Annotated in this window: 15 protein-coding genes, 1 tRNA gene and 1 pseudogene; 14 read left to right on the top strand and 3 right to left on the bottom strand. The window is 61.0% G+C overall.

The window, feature by feature from the left end:
• Window positions 1-45 precede the first annotated feature (45 nt).
• The 3 genes from SYN60AY4M2_RS06660 to SYN60AY4M2_RS06650 are packed head-to-tail and all read left to right on the top strand — an operon-like array spanning window position 46 to window position 3,712.
• Window positions 46-1,506, top strand: a complete 1,461-nt coding sequence (locus SYN60AY4M2_RS06660) for a sugar transferase (protein ID WP_099812565.1) — start codon at window positions 46-48, stop codon at window positions 1,504-1,506.
• Between the two features lie 9 nt (window positions 1,507-1,515).
• Window positions 1,516-2,292, top strand: coding sequence for a phosphoribosylaminoimidazolesuccinocarboxamide synthase (gene purC, locus SYN60AY4M2_RS06655; RefSeq protein ID WP_099812564.1), 777 nt, complete (start codon window positions 1,516-1,518; stop codon window positions 2,290-2,292).
• Between the two features lie 7 nt (window positions 2,293-2,299).
• A complete protein-coding gene (locus SYN60AY4M2_RS06650) occupies window positions 2,300-3,712 on the top strand; it encodes a DUF2157 domain-containing protein (RefSeq protein WP_099812563.1) in 1,413 nt (470 codons plus the stop codon).
• 959 nt (window positions 3,713-4,671) lie between these two features.
• Here the strand turns inward: SYN60AY4M2_RS06650 and hemC are convergent.
• Complete coding sequence (gene hemC / locus SYN60AY4M2_RS06645) at window positions 4,672-5,658, bottom strand: hydroxymethylbilane synthase (RefSeq protein WP_206336817.1); 987 nt, start codon at window positions 5,656-5,658, stop codon at window positions 4,672-4,674.
• 275 nt (window positions 5,659-5,933) lie between these two features.
• On the opposite strand from hemC, the gene SYN60AY4M2_RS06640 reads away from it, so the two are divergent.
• The 10 genes from SYN60AY4M2_RS06640 (at window position 5,934) to SYN60AY4M2_RS06595 (ending at window position 15,310) form a co-directional block, all read left to right on the top strand.
• Window positions 5,934-6,395: a YlqD family protein gene (locus SYN60AY4M2_RS06640; protein WP_011429159.1), complete on the top strand. Its 462-nt coding sequence runs from the start codon at window positions 5,934-5,936 to the stop codon at window positions 6,393-6,395.
• A 188-nt stretch (window positions 6,396-6,583) separates the two neighbouring features.
• Window positions 6,584-8,029 (top strand): glycosyltransferase family 2 protein, encoded by a 1,446-nt coding sequence (locus tag SYN60AY4M2_RS06635; protein WP_011429160.1) that lies wholly within the window; start codon window positions 6,584-6,586, stop codon window positions 8,027-8,029.
• A 73-nt stretch (window positions 8,030-8,102) separates the two neighbouring features.
• Entirely contained in the window at window positions 8,103-9,095 is a 993-nt protein-coding gene (ilvC, locus tag SYN60AY4M2_RS06630) for a ketol-acid reductoisomerase (protein WP_099813279.1), read from the top strand.
• Between the two features lie 27 nt (window positions 9,096-9,122).
• Entirely contained in the window at window positions 9,123-10,430 is a 1,308-nt protein-coding gene (gene serS / locus SYN60AY4M2_RS06625; protein WP_099812562.1) for a serine--tRNA ligase, read from the top strand.
• 91 nt (window positions 10,431-10,521) lie between these two features.
• Window positions 10,522-10,956 (top strand): BlaI/MecI/CopY family transcriptional regulator, encoded by a 435-nt coding sequence (locus SYN60AY4M2_RS06620; RefSeq protein ID WP_011429163.1) that lies wholly within the window; start codon window positions 10,522-10,524, stop codon window positions 10,954-10,956.
• Window positions 10,953-11,825 carry a M56 family metallopeptidase gene (locus tag SYN60AY4M2_RS06615; protein WP_099812561.1) on the top strand — a complete coding sequence of 291 codons (873 nt, stop codon included), beginning with the start codon at window positions 10,953-10,955 and terminating at the stop codon, window positions 11,823-11,825. Before SYN60AY4M2_RS06620 ends, SYN60AY4M2_RS06615 begins: the two co-directional genes overlap by 4 nt.
• A 149-nt stretch (window positions 11,826-11,974) precedes the next feature.
• Window positions 11,975-12,046, top strand: a tRNA-Asn gene (locus tag SYN60AY4M2_RS06610).
• Window positions 12,047-12,430: 384 nt separating this feature from the next.
• A complete protein-coding gene (locus SYN60AY4M2_RS06605) occupies window positions 12,431-12,949 on the top strand; it encodes an inorganic diphosphatase (RefSeq protein WP_041438773.1) in 519 nt (172 codons plus the stop codon).
• Between the two features lie 98 nt (window positions 12,950-13,047).
• Window positions 13,048-13,797 carry a cytochrome c biogenesis protein CcdA gene (locus tag SYN60AY4M2_RS06600; RefSeq protein ID WP_011429166.1) on the top strand — a complete coding sequence of 250 codons (750 nt, stop codon included), beginning with the start codon at window positions 13,048-13,050 and terminating at the stop codon, window positions 13,795-13,797.
• Between the two features lie 76 nt (window positions 13,798-13,873).
• Window positions 13,874-15,310: a cytochrome c biogenesis protein gene (locus SYN60AY4M2_RS06595; RefSeq protein ID WP_011429167.1), complete on the top strand. Its 1,437-nt coding sequence runs from the start codon at window positions 13,874-13,876 to the stop codon at window positions 15,308-15,310.
• On the opposite strand, the gene SYN60AY4M2_RS06590 is transcribed toward SYN60AY4M2_RS06595, so the two are convergent.
• Together SYN60AY4M2_RS06590 and SYN60AY4M2_RS14740 are read right to left on the bottom strand one after the other, a co-directional pair.
• Window positions 15,307-17,616, bottom strand: coding sequence for a GAF domain-containing protein (locus SYN60AY4M2_RS06590; RefSeq protein WP_346426064.1), 2,310 nt, complete (start codon window positions 17,614-17,616; stop codon window positions 15,307-15,309). The two genes, SYN60AY4M2_RS06595 and SYN60AY4M2_RS06590, sit on opposite strands and share 4 nt — an antisense overlap.
• A 3-nt stretch (window positions 17,617-17,619) precedes the next feature.
• Window positions 17,620-17,814 (bottom strand): annotated as a pseudogene (locus tag SYN60AY4M2_RS14740) (PAS domain-containing protein); the annotation flags it as partial.
• 1,290 nt (window positions 17,815-19,104) lie between these two features.
• On the opposite strand from SYN60AY4M2_RS14740, the gene SYN60AY4M2_RS06580 reads away from it, so the two are divergent.
• The gene (locus SYN60AY4M2_RS06580; RefSeq protein ID WP_099812558.1) at window positions 19,105-20,259 is read left to right on the top strand and encodes an FAD-binding oxidoreductase; all 1,155 of its coding nucleotides are present in this window, start codon (window positions 19,105-19,107) and stop codon (window positions 20,257-20,259) included.
• Window positions 20,260-20,497: the final 238 nt, after the last annotated feature.

Raw genomic sequence — 20,497 nt, 5'->3', positions numbered from 1 at the left:
TTTCATAAGATTGTTCCCAGTCTTCGTTTTTGGAGGAGATAGCTCTTGGCCGATCGCGCTAGCGGGACGGAGTCCTTTCGCACCAGGGAGACGGAACCTTTGCGCAGCTACGCCCTTCGCTTGGATCCGCATCGTCTGTGGGTGCCCCTAGCTTGCTTCGGGGATGGCCTTTGTATTTGGTTGGCCTTTGGGGCAGGTTACTGGCTGCGCAGCTTGCGCCCTCACCAGCTTTTGCCGTGGGATGTTTATGCCGGCCTGGGATTGCTGACCGTTCTCAGCTACTGGGGCGTTCAGGCCGGTTTGGGCGGATATGGCGAATCGAAGCGCCTATCCCGCTTTGAGGAATGGGCCAGTTTGCTGCTGGGGCTGGGGGTGACCTTTGGCCTGGTGTTGGCAGGGGCCTTCTTCGTGCGCTCTGTCTCGCTGTCGCGCTTGGTAGTGGGCTATGCCGGCCTGCTGGCCCTGCTCGGCCTGACGGGGATGCGGTTAGCGCTGCGGCTGGGCATGGGCTGGCTGTATGCCCGCGGCCAGGGGCGGCGACGGGTGATCTGGGTGGGATCCGGCTTGCTGTTGGCCGAGGTGCTGGAGCGGCTAGAGCGCTGCCCGGCTTTGGGGTTTGAGATCAAGGCTTGGGCCGTGGCCGGGGATCCCTCGGCGCCAGAAGCGGGGCCTCTGCAAAAGCTGGAGCGCCTGGATCCCGCTCATCTGGTGGCCTATGTGCAAGCTCACCCTGAGATCCAAGAGGTGTGGTTTGGGCAGCCGGAGCTGGCCAACGCGCCCCTGCTTCTTACTTTGCAGGCTCTGTCGGTGCAGGTGCGCCTGGTGCCAGATATTCTTGGCTTCTTAACGGTTAACCTGCAGTTCCACTCTCTGGACGGGATCCCGCTGCTGACGCTGCGCCACCCCCCTTTGCGCTACGCCCACAACCGTTTCCTCAAGCGAGCTATGGACATCTTGGGAGCTTCCCTGGGCTTACTGTTGCTCAGCCCCCTGTTTGTGGTCATCGCCGTGCTGGTGGCCTGCAGCAGCCCCGGCCCCATCCTGTATTGGCAGGAGCGGGTGAGCTTGGATGGGCGTCGCTTTTGGATTGCCAAGTTCCGCACCATGCGGGTGGATGCTGAAGCACCCGGCCAGCCGCGCTGGACGCGCCCCGGGGATCCGCGCCGAACCAAGATAGGAGCCTTTTTGCGCCGCACCAACCTGGATGAGCTGCCCCAGCTTTGGAACGTTTTGAAGGGGGAAATGAGCTTGGTGGGCCCCCGCCCGGAGCGGCCCTACTTTGTCGAGCAATTTAGCCAGGAGATCCCCAAGTATCTGGATCGGCATTTGGTCAAAAGCGGCCTCACCGGCTGGGCTCAGATCCACGGCCTGCGGGGAGACACCAGCATCGCCCGCCGCACCCAGTATGATCTCTACTATGTGCAAAACTGGTCCCTGTGGCTGGATCTGCGCATCCTGGCCATTACCCTTTGGCAAGGGATCCGCGGACGGCTGACCGGATATTAGGGGTTGCTTATGCCATCCTCGCCCACGCCCCAAGAACTCCTTTACGAGGGCAAAGCCAAACGGGTCTACCGCACCGCCGATCCCCAGGTTTACCTCTGCCAATACAAAGACGACGCCACGGCTTTTAATGCCCAAAAGCGGGGATCCATCCCCGGCAAAGGAGAAGTCAACTGCACCGTCTCTAGCCGGGTGTTTGCCTACCTGGCGCAGCAGGGTATTCGCAACCACTTCTTGAGCCAGACCGGCCCCCGTGAGATGCAGGTGCGCGCCCTACAGATCCTGCCTTTGGAAGTGGTGGTGCGCAACCGCACTGCCGGCAGCCTCTGCCAGCGCTTAGGCCTGGAGCAGGGCCTGCCCATCGAGCCACCCCTGGTGGAGTTCTACTACAAAAACGACGCCTTGGGAGATCCCCTGGTCACTCCCGACCACATCCGCCTGTTGCACCTGGCCACGCCGGAGCAGGTGGAGAAACTGGGATCCCTGGCTTTGGCAGTCAACACTCACCTTGGCAACTTCTGGCGGCGCTGCCGGCTGGAGCTGGTGGACTTTAAGCTGGAGTTTGGCCTGGACGAGGAAGGGCAGATTTGGCTGGCGGACGAGATCAGCCCCGACACCTGCCGCCTGTGGGATCTCCAAGGGACCGAGCCGCGGGTGCTGGATAAAGACCTTTTTCGCTTTGATCTCGGCGATCCGGCAGCCGGCTACCAAGAGGTGCTGCAGCGAGTGCTCCAGGCTACTGATCCCAATCTCCCCTCTCCTGCAGCGCGGGAGAGGGGCAGGGGGTGAGGGTGCCATGACTTCTCCCCGCCCCCCCGGCCCTGACGAGCGCTTCCGCCGCCAACTGGCCGACCTGTTGGACACCTGGGTGGAGCAGGGGCTCATCCAGCCGGCGCAGCGGGATCGCCTGCGCGAGCACTACCAACTGGACAGCTTGCCGCGAACAGCTGGCAGCCGCTTTGCCCTGTTGCTGCTGCTGTTGGGCGCCGTGCTGGTGGGCTTGGGGGTGATCTCCTTCGTGGCCGCCAACTGGGACGCCATTCCCCGCTCGGCCCGAGCCTTGGGATCCCTGGCCCTCATGGTGGGGCTGCAGGTGGCCGGCTTGCGGCTCTGGCAGCAGGGATCCCCGCGCTTAGGCAGCGCTTTGTTGATGGCCGGCGAGCTGTCTTTGGGGGCCGCCATTGGCCTGATGGCCCAGTGGGTTCAAATCGGGGGATCCCTGGCGGGCTTGTTTTTGGGCTGGGGGCTGGGCAGCTTGGCCGTGGCCTACAGCTTGGTCCACACCCCCAGTGGCGTCTTGGCCTGTCTTTTGTTTGCCCTGGCTGGAATGACTGCCGTCTGGGAAGGAGGGATCGGCTCGGCTCTGGATCCCCTCTACCCCTGGCTGGCCCTGGGCCTGTTGCTGCCTCTTGCCTATGGGTGCCGCTCCCGCTGGATCTTGGCTTTGGCGCTGGTGAACTTCGGCCTGGCGCTACAAAGGTTGGCAGAGCGCTGGGACAGCTGGACCCTCTGGCTGCTGCTTGGCCTTGCCGTCGTCTGGGGGCTGGGAGTCGGGCACCAACGCCATGGGCACTGGCTAAGCCGGATCTGGACCGGAGAAGAGGGCCAGGGTGGCGAGCAGGAGCAGGGCTTGGATCTGATCCCGACGGCGGAGGGGCTGGCTTTGCTGGGGTTGGGCTTCTTGCTCTACATTTGGAGCTTTCGTGACGCCTGGGACTGGGATCCCAAACCCCTGCCCTTGTTCCAAGCTGGGGATCCCTGGGCGGGCCTGTCGGCAGCAGGATTGCTATTGCTAGCCGGTTGGAGCTGGTGGCAGGGCTGGCAGGCAAAGAGTTCCCAGCCCGTTTCTGCCTGGCTGAAGGACGCTCTGGTTCTCATCTCCCTGGCTGCCCTGGCCCTTTTGCTGGCGATCCGTGCGGCTGTTTCTGGGAACTTGACCTCAAGGGTGGCCCTGGCCTTTGTTGCCCCCTGGCTCCTGACCCTGCTGCTGGTGGGATTGTCGGTGATCCTCTGCTGGGAAGGTCTGCAGCAAGGGCGACGGGGGCGCTTCTGGCAGGGGCTATTGGGCCTGACCTTGGTGGTGCTGACCCGCTTTTTCGAGTACGAGACCGGCCTCTTGGCCAAGTCGGCAGTGTTGGTGGCCTGTGGGATCGGAGTGATCTGGATGGGGCTGAAGTTTGAGAGACGTATCTTTAAGAGTAATGCCTAGGTCGATAAAAGTTTACAAGAAATCGGGACACATCGGGAACTTACTCTTCCCTGAAAAGTCTTTGTTGGTAGAAGGTTTCCTGGAGAACGTCAATGAAAAAAACAGGCCTGGGTCTAGGGATACTGGCTCTACTCTCTTTTTCTAGTTTTTGGAGTTATAGCTCTTCTTCAATTGCTGCGGGCGGAGATCCGTTTTGGGAGCATTTCCCAGTAGCGCAAGCTCCGAGGCCGGCTGTGCCCGCAAGGCCTAGGTCTCCAGGAGCCGCACCCTCGCCCGTTCCCCAAACTGGGGATCTCGATGAGCTGTTCCGCCAGATCCCTATTCTCCCTTCCTCAAGACCGTTGCCCAAACTCCCCTGTTCTCAGCCTATGCAGTTGCAATCGGTAAGGCTGCAGGCTCCGCCACCCAGCCCTGCTGTTCCTTTGCAGTCAGAGATCCCGGCCACCATTTGGAGCAATCTCCAGGGTTCTTACGGAACTACCAACTGGGCAGAACCAAGCCCCAACAAAGTCTTTGCCCATACTTTTCAATGGGATCCTCCTTGTAAAACAGGCTGCCGGCTGGGAGGTACCCTGACATTTGCCTACCGCAACAATCTGCCGGCTAGCAGTAGCAGTGCTCCGGATGCGGGCAACGACAAGTACTACGTGTACAACGGCGGCACTCTAACTCAATCGGGGTTCTTATATGCTTCACCTGTGAGTTCGGCCGGTCAGACTTTTACCAAAACCCTAACGCTCTCTCCCGCTGAAGTTGCCAACAACAGAGTTACGTTGGTGGTTCAAGACGACACGGCTGTTTTGGAAGCTAAGGTAGAGCTCAACTACTGCTGCTGTGAATGTGAGTTCCCTATCTAAGGTAAGTTCTTGGCAGCAGCGACGGCAGAGGGGAGGATTTGAAACTCTCCCTGCCGTTTTTCTCTCCCTTGGCTGGCTTTTTTCAGAGCTAGCCCACAGAATTTAGCGGCGAGCCTGGGCAAAAATGGCCTGCAGGATTTCGTCAGCCCCCTGTTGCTTCAGCTTTTCCGCCAGGGCTGTTCCCACCGCTTCCGGATCGGCAGGGGAGCCTGTTTGGGTATCGCGGATGAGCTGTCGCCCCTCCAGGTCGGCCACCATGCCGGTCAGGTGCAGCTCTTCCCCCTGGACTTGGCTGTGGACGCCGATGGGCACCTGACACCCCCCCTCCAAGGCCCGCAGGAAAGCTCGCTCGGCCAAACAGCGGGCTGTGGCCTCCGCATCGGCTAAGGGTCGGATGAGCTCCAGGATCCGCTCATCCCCCTGCCGGCACTCGATCCCCAGGGATCCCTGGCCAACCGCGTACAGAGACACACTGGGATCCAGCACCTCGTGGATCCGCTGTTCTTGGCCCAGGCGCTTCAGCCCCGCCACCGCCAAAATTAGGCCGTCGTACTCCCCCCGATCCAGCTTGGCCAGGCGAGTGTTGAGGTTGCCCCGCACATCCTTGAAGTGCAGGTGGGGAAAGGCGTGGCGCAGTTGGGCCAATCGCCGCAAAGATGAAGTGCCGATCACCGTTCCTGCTGGCAGGGTGGCCAGTTGGTAGCCGCGCAGCTCTTCCCGCAGCACCAGCGCGTCCAAAGGATCCTCCCTCTGCGTAATCGCCCCCAGGACCAGGCCTTCCGGCAAACGGGTGGGCAGATCCTTAAGGCTGTGCACCGCTAGATCGCTGCTGCCGTTGAGCAGGCTGACCTCCAGCTCCTTGGTAAACAGGCCCTTATCGCCAATTTTGGCCAGCGCCACATCCAGGATGATGTCTCCCTGGGTGGAAAGGGTGTGCAGCTCTAGCGGCAATCCCGGATGGTGGGCCTGCAACTGCTCCATCACCCAGTGGGTCTGGGCCAAGGCCAGCTCACTTTTGCGGGAGGCGATCCGCACCGGCTGGGCAGCCCCTGCCGAGGGTTGCCAGGGAGTTGAGGCCAGTTCGCTCATGGCTGCTGCAAAATCCGAGAACACCGTCTTTCACGCTAACTGACTTTGCGGCGCCGCACGGCAGCGGCCTTCAAGATCCTTAACCAAAACTGCCATTTCCCCCCGATCCAGACTTTACTACGGGGATCCCAGCCGGTAGGATAAGTAGACGGATTCTCCGCCGCGGCGGGGAGAGTTGTGGTCTGTCAAGCCTCCTTCTCCAAGGTTGCTAGAGGACAATTCTCTGTAAGCACAGGGCCCCCTGATTTGCTTGGTAGTCTGCCTGGATAGGTCTTATGGAAGAAAACAACGTCGGCAACGGCACTCAGTTACTGCTCAAGCGCACCATCCCTGTCAAGGTGGTGGTCACCCCCCTTTGGAAGAAAGAAATGCAGGAGCAATTGGAGCGGCAGATCGAAGCCACCGATGCTCAGATGCAGCAACTGGAGTTTCAGGGCAAGCGGGCCATTGCCGAGCTGGAGAAGCAAAGCCCTAACCCCAACAGCCCCCAGGTGCTCCAACAGGTGGAAGCGGTGAAAAGCCGCGTGAACGAGCAAAAGATCAAGCTCTTGGATCAAAAAAACCAGTTGCTTCAGCAGATCAACCAACTGAACAACCTGGAGCTGAACCAAGAGGTGCTCCAGGGCAGCGTGGAGAGCTTCTTCCGCGTGCAAAAGGGAGACAACCTGATCCAGAAAATGCAGGTGGAGATCCTGCTGGAAGATGGGGTGATCAAGGAAATTCGCGGCAACCCATAAGCTCTTCATATCCTTTGGGAGGACAGGGATCCCTTGCTGTGGGGTAGCAGATCAAGACCTTTGGTCTTAACCCAAGTCGGTGGCAACACAATAGGTGACAATAATTAACGGCCTCTTAGCAGCCGCTGGGCTCAAGCTTGGGACGGCTGGTGCGTACGGGCAAAGTTGTTACCTACGAGATGCTCGCCATGTCTGAGTTTGTCTGGTCAGAGCCTGCCCCCCTCGAGGACCTACATCTTCCCGATTGGTTGCTCACCTCGGCTCAGCGCCGCCGTCTCAAAGCTTTCCTGGTTCTGGCGACGGTGTGGGGGCTGGTCAGCCTGATGCACCAGGTAGCGGTAGCCCGCTGGTTTACCGTTGGCCTGGCCACCTTCATGGTCATCCACATCAACCGCCTGTTCCGGCTGCAACCGGCGGCTCTGCCGCCCCCCTTGAGGCTTTACCCTCCTGGAACAATGGCCTGGGATCCCGCCGCCGCCGAAACGGCCTCCCTGCCTTTGCCTGAGGTGGGCGGGGCTCAGCCCTTAGCGCTGGCGGGTTCTCCTCTGCCGCGAGTGGCGGTGTTGATCCCGGCCAAAAACGAAAGCGCAGTGCTGCCGCGGCTGCTGCACAGCCTCACCCAGTTGGATTACCCCAGCAGCCACCTGGAGCTGTGGGCCATTGACGATGCCAGCAGCGATGCTACCCCCGACATCTTGCAGGAAGCCCAAAAGCGGATCCCTCACCTGCGAGTTTACCGACGGCCACCAGGGCGAGGAGGCGGCAAGTCTGGCGCCCTCAACGAGGTGCTGCCCCTGACGCGGGGGGAGATTATCTTGGTCTGCGACGCCGACGCCATTGTGCCCCCGGATTTGCTGACTCGCACCCTGCCGCTGTTCGGCCAGACCCCCCGCCCCGGCAGACGGACAATCGGCGCCGTTCAGGTGCGCAAAGCCTTGAGCAACCCCAACGTCAACTTCTGGACCCTGGGCCAGGTGGCGGAGATGGCCTCCGATGCCTACTTGCAGCAGCAGCGGGTGGCCATCCGCGGGATTGGGGAGCTGCGAGGCAACGGCCAACTGGTGCGACGGGATGTCCTGGAAAAGTGCGGCGGCTGGAACGAGAACAGCCTCACCGACGACCTGGATCTTACTTTTAAGTTGCACCTGGCGGGGGTGGATATTGCCTTTTTGACGGAGCCGGCCATCGTCGAAGAGGGAGTCACCTCTTGGAAAAGCCTTTGGCACCAGCGTTGCCGCTGGGCGGAGGGGGGCTACCAGCGCTACCTCGACTACTGGCCAGGGATCCTCAGCCGCCGCCTGGGCATGGCCAAGACAGTCGATCTCTGGGCCTTTTTCATCTCTCAGTACCTGCTGCCGATGGCCTTAGTTCCCGATACCCTCTGGGTGCTGTTGACGGGCCACTCCTCGGTGCTGCTCCCCTTGAACGCCCTGGTCATGGGATCTGTGACGGTGGCCTTCTACCGCGGCCTGCGCCAGGTGGAGGGGCTGCGCGGGCGAAAACTCTGGTGGCGTACGGCTCTGGGCTTGGTGTACATGCTCCACTGGCTGCCGGTCATGATCGTGACCACGGCTCGTATGTGTGTGCAGCCCAAGCGGTTGCGGTGGGTAAAAACGGTGCACCATGGCCTCTAGTTCTGCTGTTGGGGATCCCCCAGATCCTGCTATCCTAATCAAACGCCAGCTCACCAAACTACCCAGCCCGACTATGGCCCGCCTCTACTACGACACTGACGCCAACCTGGATCTGCTGGACGGCAAGACCGTCGCCATCATCGGCTACGGCAGCCAGGGCCATGCCCACGCCCTCAACCTGCGCGACAGCGGTGTCAACGTCCTCGTCGGCCTCTACCCCGGCAGCCCCTCTTGGCCCAAAGCGGAGCGGGACGGGTTGACGGTCAAGACTGTAGCAGATGCTGCGGCTGCCGCCGACTGGGTGATGATCCTGCTACCGGACGAAGTGCAAAAGACCGTCTTCCAGAGCGAGATCCGCCCGCATCTAAAGCCGGGGAAGGTGCTCCTATTTGCCCACGGCTTCAACATCCACTTCGGGCAGATCCAGCCGCCCGCAGACGTGGATGTCATCATGGTCGCTCCCAAGGGCCCCGGTCACCTGGTGCGGCGCACCTACCAGGAAGGCCAGGGGGTGCCGTGTCTGTTTGCCGTCCATCAAGATGCCTCCGGGATGGCGCGGGAGCGGGCCATGGCCTATGCCAAGGCCATCGGCGGCACGCGGGCCGGCATTTTGGAGACCAGTTTCCGCGAGGAAACTGAAACAGATCTCTTCGGCGAGCAGGTGGTGCTCTGCGGCGGCCTCACGGCTTTGATCAAGGCGGGGTTTGAGACCCTGGTGGAAGCAGGCTACCAGCCGGAGCTGGCCTACTTCGAGTGTCTGCACGAGGTTAAGCTAATCGTGGATCTCATCGTCGAGGGGGGCCTGGAAAAGATGCGCCACAGCATCTCCAACACAGCAGAATACGGCGACTACACCCGTGGCCCCCGCATTATTACCGAGCAAACCCGCGCTGAAATGAAGCGGATCCTGTCAGAAATCCAAAGCGGCCAGTTTGCCCGCGAGTTTGTCTTGGAAAACCAGGCCGGCAAGCCCGGCTTTACGGCAATGCGCCGCCGCGAGGCGGAGCACCCCATCGAGAAGGTGGGCAAAGAGCTAAGGGCCATGTTTAGCTGGCTGAAGCAATAGCCAGAGGTCGTCTCACAGGCAAGTCTCGTGCTGGATCTGAAGCTGCTGCGGGATCGCCCAGAAGAGGTACGCCAAGCCCTGGACAAGCGCGGGGCCAGTGTCGACCTGGACGGCATTCTCCAGTTGGATCGGGAGCGCCGCCGCTTGGAGGCCCGACGCGGCTCTCTGCAGGCAGAAAGCAACAGCCTCGGCAAGAAGGTCGGCGAGCTCATCCGCCAGGGAGCGGATCCCCAGGGAGCGGAGGTGGCGGCCCTGCGGCAGCAGGGGGCAGATCTCAAGGCCGAGATCGCCCAACTGGAACAGCGGGAGCGGGAGCTGGAGGAGGAGGTGCGCGCCCGGTTGCTCACCTTGCCCAACTTGCCCTTGCCCAGCGTGCCGGTTGGCCAGGATGAGGCCGACAATGTGGAGGTGCGCCGCTGGGGGGATGCGCTAAAACCCACCCACCCCGTCCTTCCCCACGACGAGGTTGCCGAAAAGCTGGGCCTCCTGGAGGTTGGCCGTGCCGTCAAGGTAGCCCAGAGCCGTTTTGTGGCTATGGTAGGGGCAGGGGCGGCTCTGGAGCGGGCCTTGATCGCCATGATGCTGGAGCGCCACATTGCCGCTGGCTACACCGAGGTGATCCCTCCCTTTTTGGTCAACAGCGCTGCTCTGGAGGGGACAGGGCAACTGCCCAAGTTTGCCGCTGAGAGCTTCCGCTGTGCCGACGACGACCTCTGGCTGATCCCGACGGCGGAAGTGCCCCTCACCAACCTGTACCGGGAGGAGGTGATCCCAGCCGAGCGCCTGCCGCTCTATTTCTGTGCCTACACACCTTGCTTTCGCCGCGAGGCCGGCAGCTATGGCCGGGACACCAAGGGCCTGATCCGGCTGCACCAGTTTCAAAAGGTGGAACTGGTCAAAGTTACCCACCCCACCCAGTCGGAGGCAGAACACGAAAAGCTGGTGCAAGATGCCGAGGCCATTTTGCAGATGCTGGAGCTGCCCTACCGGGTAGTGGAGCTGTGTACCGGCGATCTAGGTTTTTCAGCAGCCCGCTGCTTCGATCTGGAGGTGTGGTTCCCCTCCCAAAACCGCTACCGCGAGATCTCCAGTTGCTCCAACTGCTGGGATTTCCAGGCCCGCCGCGCTAACCTGCGCTACAAAGAAGCAGGGCAAAAGGGCACCCACTTCGTCCACACCTTGAACGGCTCCGGCTTAGCGGTGGGACGGGCTCTGGCCGCCCTGTTGGAAAATCACCAGCAGCCGGACGGCTCGATTCGCATCCCCCAGGCGCTGCGTCCTTTCCTCAGCTCCCGCTTCCTCTCGGAAGACGGCGCTCTCCGGACTGCTCCCTGAGCCATTCTGCCGCGGTGCTCCAGCAAGCCATAGCTGTGGAGAGTATGAGAGTATGTCAATCTAGATAGGGATCCCTACCCTGCCAGGGTTTATGTTGCCCAAGCATCGTCCCAAGCAACTCTCACTAGGCCCTCTGGAATCCGAGATCCTCGATATCCTTTGGGAGCTGGGCAGTGCCAGCACCCGCCAAATCCACGAGCGCATCTTGGCCGATCCCGACCGAGAGTTGGCCTATGCCTCTGTAACTACGGTTTTGCGGCGCCTAAGCCAGAAGGGCTGGGTGAGCTGTGAACGTCGCACCGATGCAGAAGGGCGGAGTCTGCCGATGTTGTGGCGGCCCCGTCTTTCTCGCCAGGAAGCTGCCAGCCTCAGGGCCTTTGCCCAGTTGCAGCAGTTTTTGGCGGTGGGCGACCCAGACACCGTGGCAGCCTTTGCCGATAGCCTGGATCAGGCCAGCGTGTCCCAGTTGCAGGCGATTGCCGAGCGGTTGCGGGCGGCCCGCGAGGCCAGGAGGGATCCCCAATGAGCCACTTGGGCATGTTGCTGTTGGGTTTGGCCCTGAGTTGGCTGTGGCGGGCCCAGGTGCGGCTGGATCGAGCTGGTTCCTGGGCCCAGCGCTGGCAGTGGGCCTGGATCCACTTCTTGCTGCCGCCGCTGTTTTTGCTAATGACTGCCCTTGCTTTGGCTTGGATGGGGCCGTGGGGACAAATGGCCGGGGCAGGAGGCTGGTTCTGCTACGGCTGTGCGCTGCTGTTGCTGGCGCTGGCTGCAGGCGTGGCCCTGCGCTGGGCTTGGGAGTACTGGCGCGTCTGCCGACGCGCCCGCCTGCGGGCTCTGGCCCAAGTCAATTTGTATGGCTCTTCGGCCTATGTCTTGAATTTGGAGATCCCTTTTGCTGCCCAAGTGGGGGTATGGAAGCCGCAATTGGTGGTCAGTCGCGGCCTGCTGGAGCAGTTGGATGAAGAACACCTGCGGGCGGTGCTGGCCCACGAAGAGGCCCACCGCCACTACGGCGATACCTTGTGGATGTTTGCGGTGGGCTGGCTGCGCCATCTCAGCGGCTGGCTGCCGAATACAGAGGTCCTCTGGCAGGAATTGCTCACCCTGCGGGAGCTGCGGGCAGATCGCTGGGCGGCCCAACGGGTGGATCCCTTGGTGCTGGGAGAGGCTCTGGTGCAGGTGGTGGGCTATGGCATGGCGCAGCAACCGGCAGCGGCTTGGGTTGGCTTTGCCCTAGAAATGGGATCCGGTGCGGGGGGACGGCTGCAAGAGCGCATCGATGCCCTATTGCAGCAAGAGGAGTCAGGCCCGGTCGCCTCCCACCTTTCCCTGCAGGGTTGGGCCTGGCTGGGGCTGGCTCTCCTGCCTCTGTTGGCCATCCCCTTTCACAACTGAGGTTGACGCCATTCCCCAGCTTGCCTTGGCGCGCCGGTGGGCAGCAGCTTTACAGCCGCTTGAACCATGGCCTGGACAGAGCCAAGAATTTCTTCCTCCGCGGGAGTTGCTTGATGGCCTTTTTTTTCCTACGATGGAAAATACTTCGATCCTCGGTAGCTCAGCGGTAGAGCGGTCGGCTGTTAACCGATTGGTCGCAAGTTCGAATCTTGCCCGAGGAGTTGGGCGGGGGGATGCAAGCTTGATGTTCTCCTCAGCCCGAGAGGACGAGGATTCTTTCTCGCTTGTCGCAAGCTACGCGGACGGGCTGGCGCCGCTGCCACCGCGCCCCCTTTTTCCCACCCTATACGGGGGGATGAAAGGGAGGCCGGGGGCGCCATCACCCCGACTCCTGGGCGACGGCAGGGACATCGAAAGCGTGGGCAGTCGACTCCAGCCTGCAGGATGTCGAGATGGGGAGACTTATCTCCAGGACTAAAGTCCGGGGCTTGTGCCTCCCGACTTGCTGGTCACCCCTAGTTGGGGTTGGGATGCCGCTGCTGAAGGAACGCTTCGATTTATAATGCCCTCTGGCCGTTTCACCTATTCCGAGGGTAATTGCTGTGATCGACCTGTCGCGGATCCCTGCCCAACCAAAGCCAGGCCTACTTAACCTCCTGATTGAGATTCCGGGCGGGAGCAAGAACAAGTACGAGTTTGACAAAGACATGGGCGTAATGGCCCTAGACCGGGTGCTCTACTCTTCGGTGCAGTACCCCTACGACTACGGCTTTGTGCCCAATACGCTGGCAGGGGACGGGGATCCTTTGGATGGCCTGGTGATCATGGATCAGCCCACCTTTCCAGGGTGTGTGATTGCGGTGCGCCCGCTGGGCATGCTGCAGATGATCGATGCGGGGGAGCCGGATGAGAAGTTGTTGTGCGTGCCCGCTAAGGACCCTCGCTATGCTTCCGTAACCAGGCTGGAAGATATTGCCCAGCACCGCCTGGACGAGATTGCCGAGTTTTTCGCCACCTACAAGCGCCTGGAGAAGAAAGAAACCCAGATCTTGGGCTGGAAAGGCCTAGCCGAAACCGAGGCAGTGATCGCCAGCAGCATTGCCACCTACCAACAGTCCAAGTAGCTCCCCAACTTTTCTGGACTGAAGCTCCCAGTTGGCGCCAATCTGTTCTGGCTTGGATTCCTCGAGCTAGCTTAGGGTTGGACTCGATGGCTTCTGCTATGGCCGATACCCTTCAGCTTTGGCTTTACCACCTGGAACAATGGGCAACGCAACTTGTCCAAGGCCAACTGCAGCACCTTTCTCCGCTGAGCCTGCTGCTGGTGGGTCTGGCAGGTCTGGTCACCAGCCTTTCTCCCTGTATGCTCTCCCTGTTGCCGGTAACCATCGGCTACATCGGCGGCTACGCTCCCACTACCCCCGCCGCTGCCGGAGAAGTGCGCTGGCAGGTTTGGGTGCAATCGCTAGGCTTTGCGGCTGGCGTGGCTTTGACGCTCAGCGGGCTGGGCTTGGGAGCAGCTTTGCTAGGCCGGGTTTATGGACAAACCGCTGCCTTTGGATCCCTAGTGGCGGGAGGGATCGCCATCCTCATGGGCCTGAACCTGCTGGAAGTTGTCCCCTTGCGCTTCCCCGATTGGTTTAACCGGTTGGAGATCCCTGGCCAGTGGCCTGGGCTAGGCCGGTCGGTGTTGCTGGGATCCACCTTTGGCCTGGTAGCTTCTCCCTGCAGCACGCCGGTTTTGGTGGCCCTGCTCGGCTGGGTCTCCACCACAGGGCAGCCCTGGGTGGGGGGCGGGCTGCTGCTGGCCTATGCGCTGGGGCTGGTCTCGCCGCTGCTGTTGGCGGGGGTGTTCGCCGGCTCGATGAAGCAACTGTTGGCCCTGCGGCGCTGGTCGATCTGGTTTACCTATGCCAGTGGCGTGGTGTTGGTGGGCTTTGGCACCGTGACGATCCTCTCCGCTTGGGCCTAAGGGATCCCTGCTGCAAGCTAAGATGGGGCTGCCCTCCAGTTGGGGGGCAGTTCAGATCTTGAGCTGACAACTTCCCATGGTTATCCCCTCTCTGCCGCTGTCGCGGTGGCTTTCCCCCTTGCGTCGGTACTTTCGCCATGAGCTGCTGCCGCTGCTGGCGGATCTGCGTCTGGCCATCGGCCTTTTCTTGGCAATTGCCCTTTTGAGCGCGGTTGGCACGGTCATCGAGCAAGAGGAAACCGTGGCCTTCTATCAGGCCCACTACCCCGAGCATCCGGCCCTGTTTGGCTTTCTCACCTGGCGGCTGATCCTCAAGCTGGGGCTGGATCACGTCTATCGCACCTCTTGGTTTCTGGCCCTGTTGATCCTCTTTGGCAGCAGCCTGGCCGCCTGTTCTTTGACGCGCCAGTGGCCGATGCTCAAGGTGGCCCGTCGCTGGAGCTACCTCACCCGTCCCCACTCCTTCCAGCGGCTGCCCTTTTGGACCTATCTGCCCCAACGCTCCCTGCAGGGGCTGCCGCAGCGGCTGCGCCAGCGGGGCTATGCGGTGTTTCAGGACGGATCCCGACTTTACGCCCGCAAGGGTCTGATTGGGCGGTTTGGGCCTATCCTGGTGCACGTCAGCCTGCTGCTGATCCTGCTGGGGGCCATCTGGGGCAGCCTTGCCGGCTTCAAGGCCCAAGCGCTGATCCCCAGCGGCAGCGTCGCCGCCATTGAACAGGTAACCGGGGCAGGGGATCTGGCTCATCTACCCACCTGGCAAATTCGGGTCAACCGCTTCTGGATTGACTATGCTCCTGATGGCCGGGTGAAGCAGTTTTACTCAGATCTCTCGATTTTGGATGGGGGCCAGGAGGTCAAACGCCAGACCATTTCCGTCAACCATCCCCTCTCCTACCGGGGGGTGACCCTCTACCAGGCTGATTGGAGCATCGACAGCATCCGCATCCGCCTCAACAACAGCCCTCCCTTTCAAATCCCGGTGGTGCCGGTGCCCACCCAAGCGGGCAGCAAGCTCTGGGGCGCTTTTGTCCCCACCCGGCCAGACCTAAGCGAGGGCCTGACGCTGTTGTTGCCCGATTTGCAGGGGACGGCCCTGCTCTACGACACCCAAGGCCAGTGGATAGGATCCCTGCGCCAGGGCATGAGCCTGGCCCTGGACGAAGTTGCCCCCCAGCGCTTCCCCAACCGTCTTACCCTGCACCTAGACGAGGTTATCGGCGCCACCGGTCTGCAGATTAAATCCGACCCAGGGATCCCGCTGGTCTATCTCGGCTTTGGGCTGCTGATGCTGGGGGTGGCGATGAGCTATTTCAGCTACAGCCAAGTTTGGGCCCTGGAGACGGAAGCAGGGCTCTACCTGGGAGGCAAAACCAACCGCGCCCTGGTGAGCTTCGAGCGGGAGTTTGCCCGCCTGGTGGAGCAGCAACTGCTCTCCTCTCCCCCTTCGCCGGCAAAAGAACCCCCTCCTGCCGCTCGCGTCGGCGGGACGGAGTCCTTAGCCAACGGCTAGCCATGGCGGCTGTTTGACCGGCAACGCTGCCCAGGGTCATCTAGCTCCCCTCTCCCTGAGGGAGAGGGGCTGGGGGTGAGGGCGGAACTGCCCAAATCCGGCAGGCTGACCGCGAACAGGGTGCGGTTCTCGCCGCTTTCCACTTGCAGGATCCCTTGCAACAGCTCCACCGCCTTTTTCACCAGCGGCAGGCCCAAGCCGGTGCCCCCCTGGTGGGCGTAGTCCAGGTGCGGGATGCGGTGGAACTTCTCGAAGATGCGCGGCAGGTGCTCCGCTGGGATCTCGACACCGGTGTTGGTGACCTGCAAATGGAGACCCGACGAATCGACCGCCACTTCCAGATGAACCTGCTGGCCGGCAGGGGTGTACTTGGCGGCGTTGGCCAGCAACTCGCTCAAGATGCGGGTGAGCAGCCCCACATCGGTGTTGAACAAGATGGGTTCAGAGGGGGGGTAGGAGATAAAGGTGAGCTGGCGCTCTTGAAAGCGCAGGGCAAAGGGCGGCAACAGCTTTTCCAGCCACTCGCGCACCTCGAAGCGGGCGATCTCCAGACTGCGGCTGCCGGCCTCTAGCCGCTGCAAGTCCAGCAGGTCGTTGACCAAGTCCAGCTCTTTTTGCCACTCCTGTTTGAGGATGTTGAAATAGGGGATCTGCGCCTCGGAAAGGCCGCGCACCTCCAGCATTTTCAGGGCCATTTTCATGCTGGTCAGAGGCGTGCGCAGCTCGTGGAAGACCATGCTGAGAAACTCTTCTTTGAGCTCGTTGAGCTGCTGCAGTTGCTGGAGCTGAGCCTGGGTTTCCTGGTAGAGGCGGGCCTGGCGAATGGCGATGCTGCACTGGGTGGCCACCTGCTCGGCAAAGTGGATCTCGGCCTCGGTAAAGCCCTCCTGGGGCAGGCGAACTAACTTGAGAAAGCCCAGCAACGAGCCGGTGCCTGAGACAAGCTGCCCTTCTTGCTCTTCTACAACCAGGGGGCAGGCAAGCAGGGTACAGCGCCCCCGCAGCGGGTGATCCGTGCTGAGGTAGAGGGTCTGGCCTTGGCGGAGCTGGCGCAAAAGCACGGGATCCAAGGGCAGAGTGACCTTGCCCAGGGGGGGCAGGGATCCCGCCGCTTCGTAGGCCAGCGTGTAGGTCTGGGTTTCCGGATGGATGAGGGCCACACCGCAGGCGCCCAGTTGGAAAGCCTGGGTGAGCTCCCGCACCACGGTGGCCAAGATCTCCTGTTCGTCCAGGCTGGAGCGCACCTTGTCGCCAATCAGCCGCAGCAGTTGCTCGTATCTCACCCGCTGGGCCAGCTCGGCATTGCGCACCTCCACCTGGTAGCGCAGCTCGGCGTTGGCAGCTTGGAGTTGCTCAAACAGCTCCGCCTGTTGCAGCGCCAGCCCCAGTTGATCGGCAATTTGTCGCAAAAAATCCGGCATCCAGGGATCCCATTGTTTGGGGGCGCTGCACTGGTGGGCGATCAACAGCCCCCAGAGGCGGGCCGGCTCGCTGTCTTTGCCGTCAGGGCCAGCCGCCTGCAAAATGGGCACCACCAAGTTGGCCCGCACCCCCAAACCGGCCAGCAGCTCGCGGTGGCAGGGCTGGATGGGGGCGGTGTCGATATCTTCAATGGCCGAAATGCGGCCCTGCTGATAGGCCTGGTGCCACTGGCTAACAAAGCATTGATCTTCGATAACCAGGCCCAGCAGGCTCAACTCTGGCCGGCTGACCGATTGCATGGCGATCTCGCCCACCCAATTGGGGAAAAAGCGGTAGATCACCACCCGCTCCACATCCAACAAACGGCGGACTTCTTCTACGGCAAAACCCAGGATGGACTCCACCTGCAACGATTGCCGGATCCCTTGGGCGATGCGGTTGAGCAGCCGGGCTTGGTGGAGTTGCAGTTGAGCCTGCTCCTGGGCTCGCTTGCGCTCGGTAATATCGACAATGGAGGCAATGCCGTAGATTTGTTTGTCGGGAGTCTCCGCCACAAAAGACGAGAGGTCAACCCAGAGGATCTCGCCGCTTTTGCGGATGTAGCGTTTTTCCATGCGGTAGCCCCGGCGGCGGCCCGCTCGTATTTCTTCGACATAGATTGCCTCCTGCCGCAGATCCTCAGGGTGGGTGAGGTCGGCGTAATTCATGCTCAAGAGCTCGGCCTCGGTGTAGCCGGTGAGCTGGCAAAAGCTCTCGTTCACCTTGACGATCTGCCCCGCCGCATCCGTAACTGCCATGCCCACCGGGGCTTGCTCAAAGAGGTTTTGAAACAGATCTGGCTGATCGTGCAGCGAGTGCTGCCGTTTTTGTTGTGGGTTCTGCAACTCTTTTTCCTGGGTCAAATCCTGTACGCTGGCAATGCCGATTACCTTCCCCTGGGCATCCTGCCAGGGGGCATCCAAAATCCGCACCGGAAACCGCTCGCCGTTGCGACGCATAAAGGTCAGCTCCCAACCCTGCGGGGGCCGACCCTGAGCCAGCCCCTGGGCGAAGGCGGTGGCGATCTTCTCCATCTCCTCCGGGGGCCAATAGACAAAAGGGGGATCCTTAACGCCAGCGGATCCCGGTAGTCGCCGGCGGCCAAGGTTACAACAGGGGCGGTCATCGCCTCAGCCAGGGTGGATCCCTGCCAAGATCGGTCGCTGGCCACCCACCGCAACACAAAAGGATAGCTTGGTAGCCCCGTACTAAAGTACGGGGCGGAAAAGCCCTTGAGCCACTTTAGTTGCTTCTTTGTTATAGTTAGTACAGAGCTTCTCCAGGAAAACAACCTACTGCGGTGCAAAACCCGCGCGGCAATAACTAACCTGGAGGAACTTAAGTCCGAAGTAAGCAGAACTTTGAGGTTATGCCTCAAAGGACTGTCTAGGGGCGTCTTGACAGCGCCTTTGCGAGTCCATTTTGGGCTGCGTAAGAATCCCCTGGGTGGGAGTGTCAAATCCACAGCCGTCAAAATGTCCACCACTCGGCCTGCATCCACCACCAAGGCGTAGGGCCGGGAGCCATTCTTTTGCGCCAACAGGGAGAGAACCTCGGCAAGGGGGCTGTCGAACCCGACCAAGAGTGGCATCTGGCCAAAGCACTGTTCCAGGGATCCCGATGAAGAGCGCAAGTCTTGCACCATGTCGGTGTCAGGGGATAACCGAACCTTAAATTGTAGTCAGAAAAATTTGCAAACAGTATGGCAGAGGGAAACTTTAGCCAAGACCAGACAAAATACTTACTTACGGACTTACTTGCAGGCAGTTTTAGCTTTAGGCATTTGATAGCTTTAACCCAAGCTTAACTTTACTTACAAGTTAGAGTACCACGTCGCGCAAAGAAGTTTCGAATTTTGATATAAATCTTTACATCTATCTGCTGTTTAATTTGCTGGTGCCGAGACTTGGGGAGCAAGTTAAGCTCTTAGCTCGCTGTTAACAGGAATTGTCGATCTAAGTTGCGGCTCTTCCGGTTTATCGAGGTTTTTCCTTCATCTAAAAAGGGGCAATCGCCATCCTGTTGCTCTGTTTTTTTCAAGTATCTTCGCGTCATCGAGTTGAGCTTGGGTTGGTTTCATTGGAGACAGATTTGACAGATTTTGAGCGGCTGCCAGATTACTTGAGTTCAGCCCGTGCTGCCGCGACCCCTCTCAGCCCTCCGCTCCCGGCGAGGGAACTTGGGAAGCTGGCTGCATTCTAAGCCTCATCAAGTACCCATCTGTGGCTGTGCTGCCCAGGTGAGGAGTTTGCCCCCTACACTGAAATTGGGCAAGTTGATCCCGATAGCTAGGGGATCAGATGTTGCCGGCGTTTTGGGCTTAGCTCTTCTCGATGGCTTTTTCTCCGCCGCTGACAGATTTTCTCTCCGGCCAGGCCGCTCCTATTCCCATCCAAACTCCCTCGACGGTTCCAGAATTGGCGCAGCTCCTAAAAGAGTGCCGCGAGCGGAAGGTGCTGCCGCTCGGGCAGGGGAGCAAGTGGGGATGGGCTCCTCGCTTGGAGGCTGTGGATCTCATCCTCAGTACCCGTGGGCTGCGCCGCTTGATCGACCATGCGGCTGCCGACCTAACGGCGACAGTGGAGGCCGGTATGACCCTAGCGGAGCTACAAGCCATCTTGGCAGAGCGGGGGCAATGGTGGCCGGTGGATCCCCTTTACCCTGACTGGGCCACAGTGGGGGGCATCGTCGCCACGGCCGATACGGGCTCGCTGCGCTGGCGTTACGGTGGGATCGGCGATTTGCTGCTGGGCATCACCTGGGTACGGGCCGATGGGGAGGTGGCCAAAGCGGGTGGGCGGGTGGTTAAGAATGTGGCCGGCTATAACTTGACGAGACTGTTCGCCGGATCCCTGGGCAGTTTGGGGATCCTGACGCAGGCGACCCTACGGCTCTATCCCCTGCCGGCAGCCCAAGCAACTTTGGTGGCTACAGGATCCCTGCCCGATTTGGAAGCCTTGGCTCGGCAGGTGCTGAGGGCGCCGGTCAGCCCGGTGGGGGTGGATCTCTGGCTGAAGGCAGAAGGGCCCCAGCTCTGCCTCCATTTCCACGGCTCCGAGCGGGTAATTGCCCAACAGATGACCCAGGTGCAACAGCTAGCTCCTGCAGGATTGAGCTGGCAAGAGGCAAGACCTGAAGCCCCGCCTCTGCCCTCCCGCCGTGCGGGGATGGTGTTGGCCAAGTTCGGCTGCTTGCCTAGCCAGAGCCTGGCTACTCTAGAGCAGTTTCAGTCTCTATTTCCCGACGCTCAGGTGCAACTGCATCGCGGCTGTGGATTGGGGCGAGCCTGGATCTCCCAGCCTGAGGTGGGATCCCTGCTACAGTTACAGCGCCACCTCAAGTCGGTGGGCGGGTTTCTCCTGCTGCTGGAGGCACCGGCAGCCCTGAAGACAGCTCTGGCCCACGATTTCGGCCCGACGGCGACCCTAATGCGCAAGCTGAAGCAGCAGTTTGATCCCGCCGCCATCTTCAGCCCCAGCTTGATATAGCTACTCCAAATCACGCCGAAACGTGACATCCTCTCCCGCTAAGCCCTGACGGGCTGTAGACGGGAGCTTCCGAGAATCACTTCCCGGAGTTGCTGCTTCAACGGACTGGTAAACCAGGATCCTCCACAGCCAGAGAGCGGCAGTCCCACCGCCCCCCTATATCCCCCCGTATACGGGGGGACCTGAGTCCACGCTTCAAAATCTCGATAGCAGCGTTCAAGTCTCTGTCCCACGACCC

Origin of the sequence: Synechococcus sp. 60AY4M2, from assembly GCF_002760375.1 — a bacterium.
Taxonomy (GTDB): domain Bacteria; phylum Cyanobacteriota; class Cyanobacteriia; order Thermostichales; family Thermostichaceae; genus Thermostichus.
Note: the sequence above shows the minus strand (reverse complement) of the source record. Positions and strands in the feature narration are given on the sequence as shown.

Bases quoted from the DNA above. Each gene is read 5' to 3' on its own strand.
- purC (WP_099812564.1), top strand. From the start codon at position 1,516: ATGCCATCCTCGCCCACGCCCCAAGAACTCCTTTACGAGGGCAAAGCC.
- SYN60AY4M2_RS06650 (WP_099812563.1), top strand. From the start codon at position 2,300: ATGACTTCTCCCCGCCCCCCCGGCCCTGACGAGCGCTTCCGCCGCCAA.
- hemC (WP_206336817.1), bottom strand. From the start codon at position 5,658: ATGAGCGAACTGGCCTCAACTCCCTGGCAACCCTCGGCAGGGGCTGCC.
- SYN60AY4M2_RS06640 (WP_011429159.1), top strand. From the start codon at position 5,934: ATGGAAGAAAACAACGTCGGCAACGGCACTCAGTTACTGCTCAAGCGC.
- SYN60AY4M2_RS06635 (WP_011429160.1), top strand. From the start codon at position 6,584: ATGTCTGAGTTTGTCTGGTCAGAGCCTGCCCCCCTCGAGGACCTACAT.
- ilvC (WP_099813279.1), top strand. From the start codon at position 8,103: ATGGCCCGCCTCTACTACGACACTGACGCCAACCTGGATCTGCTGGAC.
- SYN60AY4M2_RS06620 (WP_011429163.1), top strand. From the start codon at position 10,522: ATGTTGCCCAAGCATCGTCCCAAGCAACTCTCACTAGGCCCTCTGGAA.
- SYN60AY4M2_RS06615 (WP_099812561.1), top strand. From the start codon at position 10,953: ATGAGCCACTTGGGCATGTTGCTGTTGGGTTTGGCCCTGAGTTGGCTG.
- SYN60AY4M2_RS06600 (WP_011429166.1), top strand. From the start codon at position 13,048: ATGGCCGATACCCTTCAGCTTTGGCTTTACCACCTGGAACAATGGGCA.
- SYN60AY4M2_RS06595 (WP_011429167.1), top strand. From the start codon at position 13,874: ATGGTTATCCCCTCTCTGCCGCTGTCGCGGTGGCTTTCCCCCTTGCGT.
- SYN60AY4M2_RS06580 (WP_099812558.1), top strand. From the start codon at position 19,105: ATGGCTTTTTCTCCGCCGCTGACAGATTTTCTCTCCGGCCAGGCCGCT.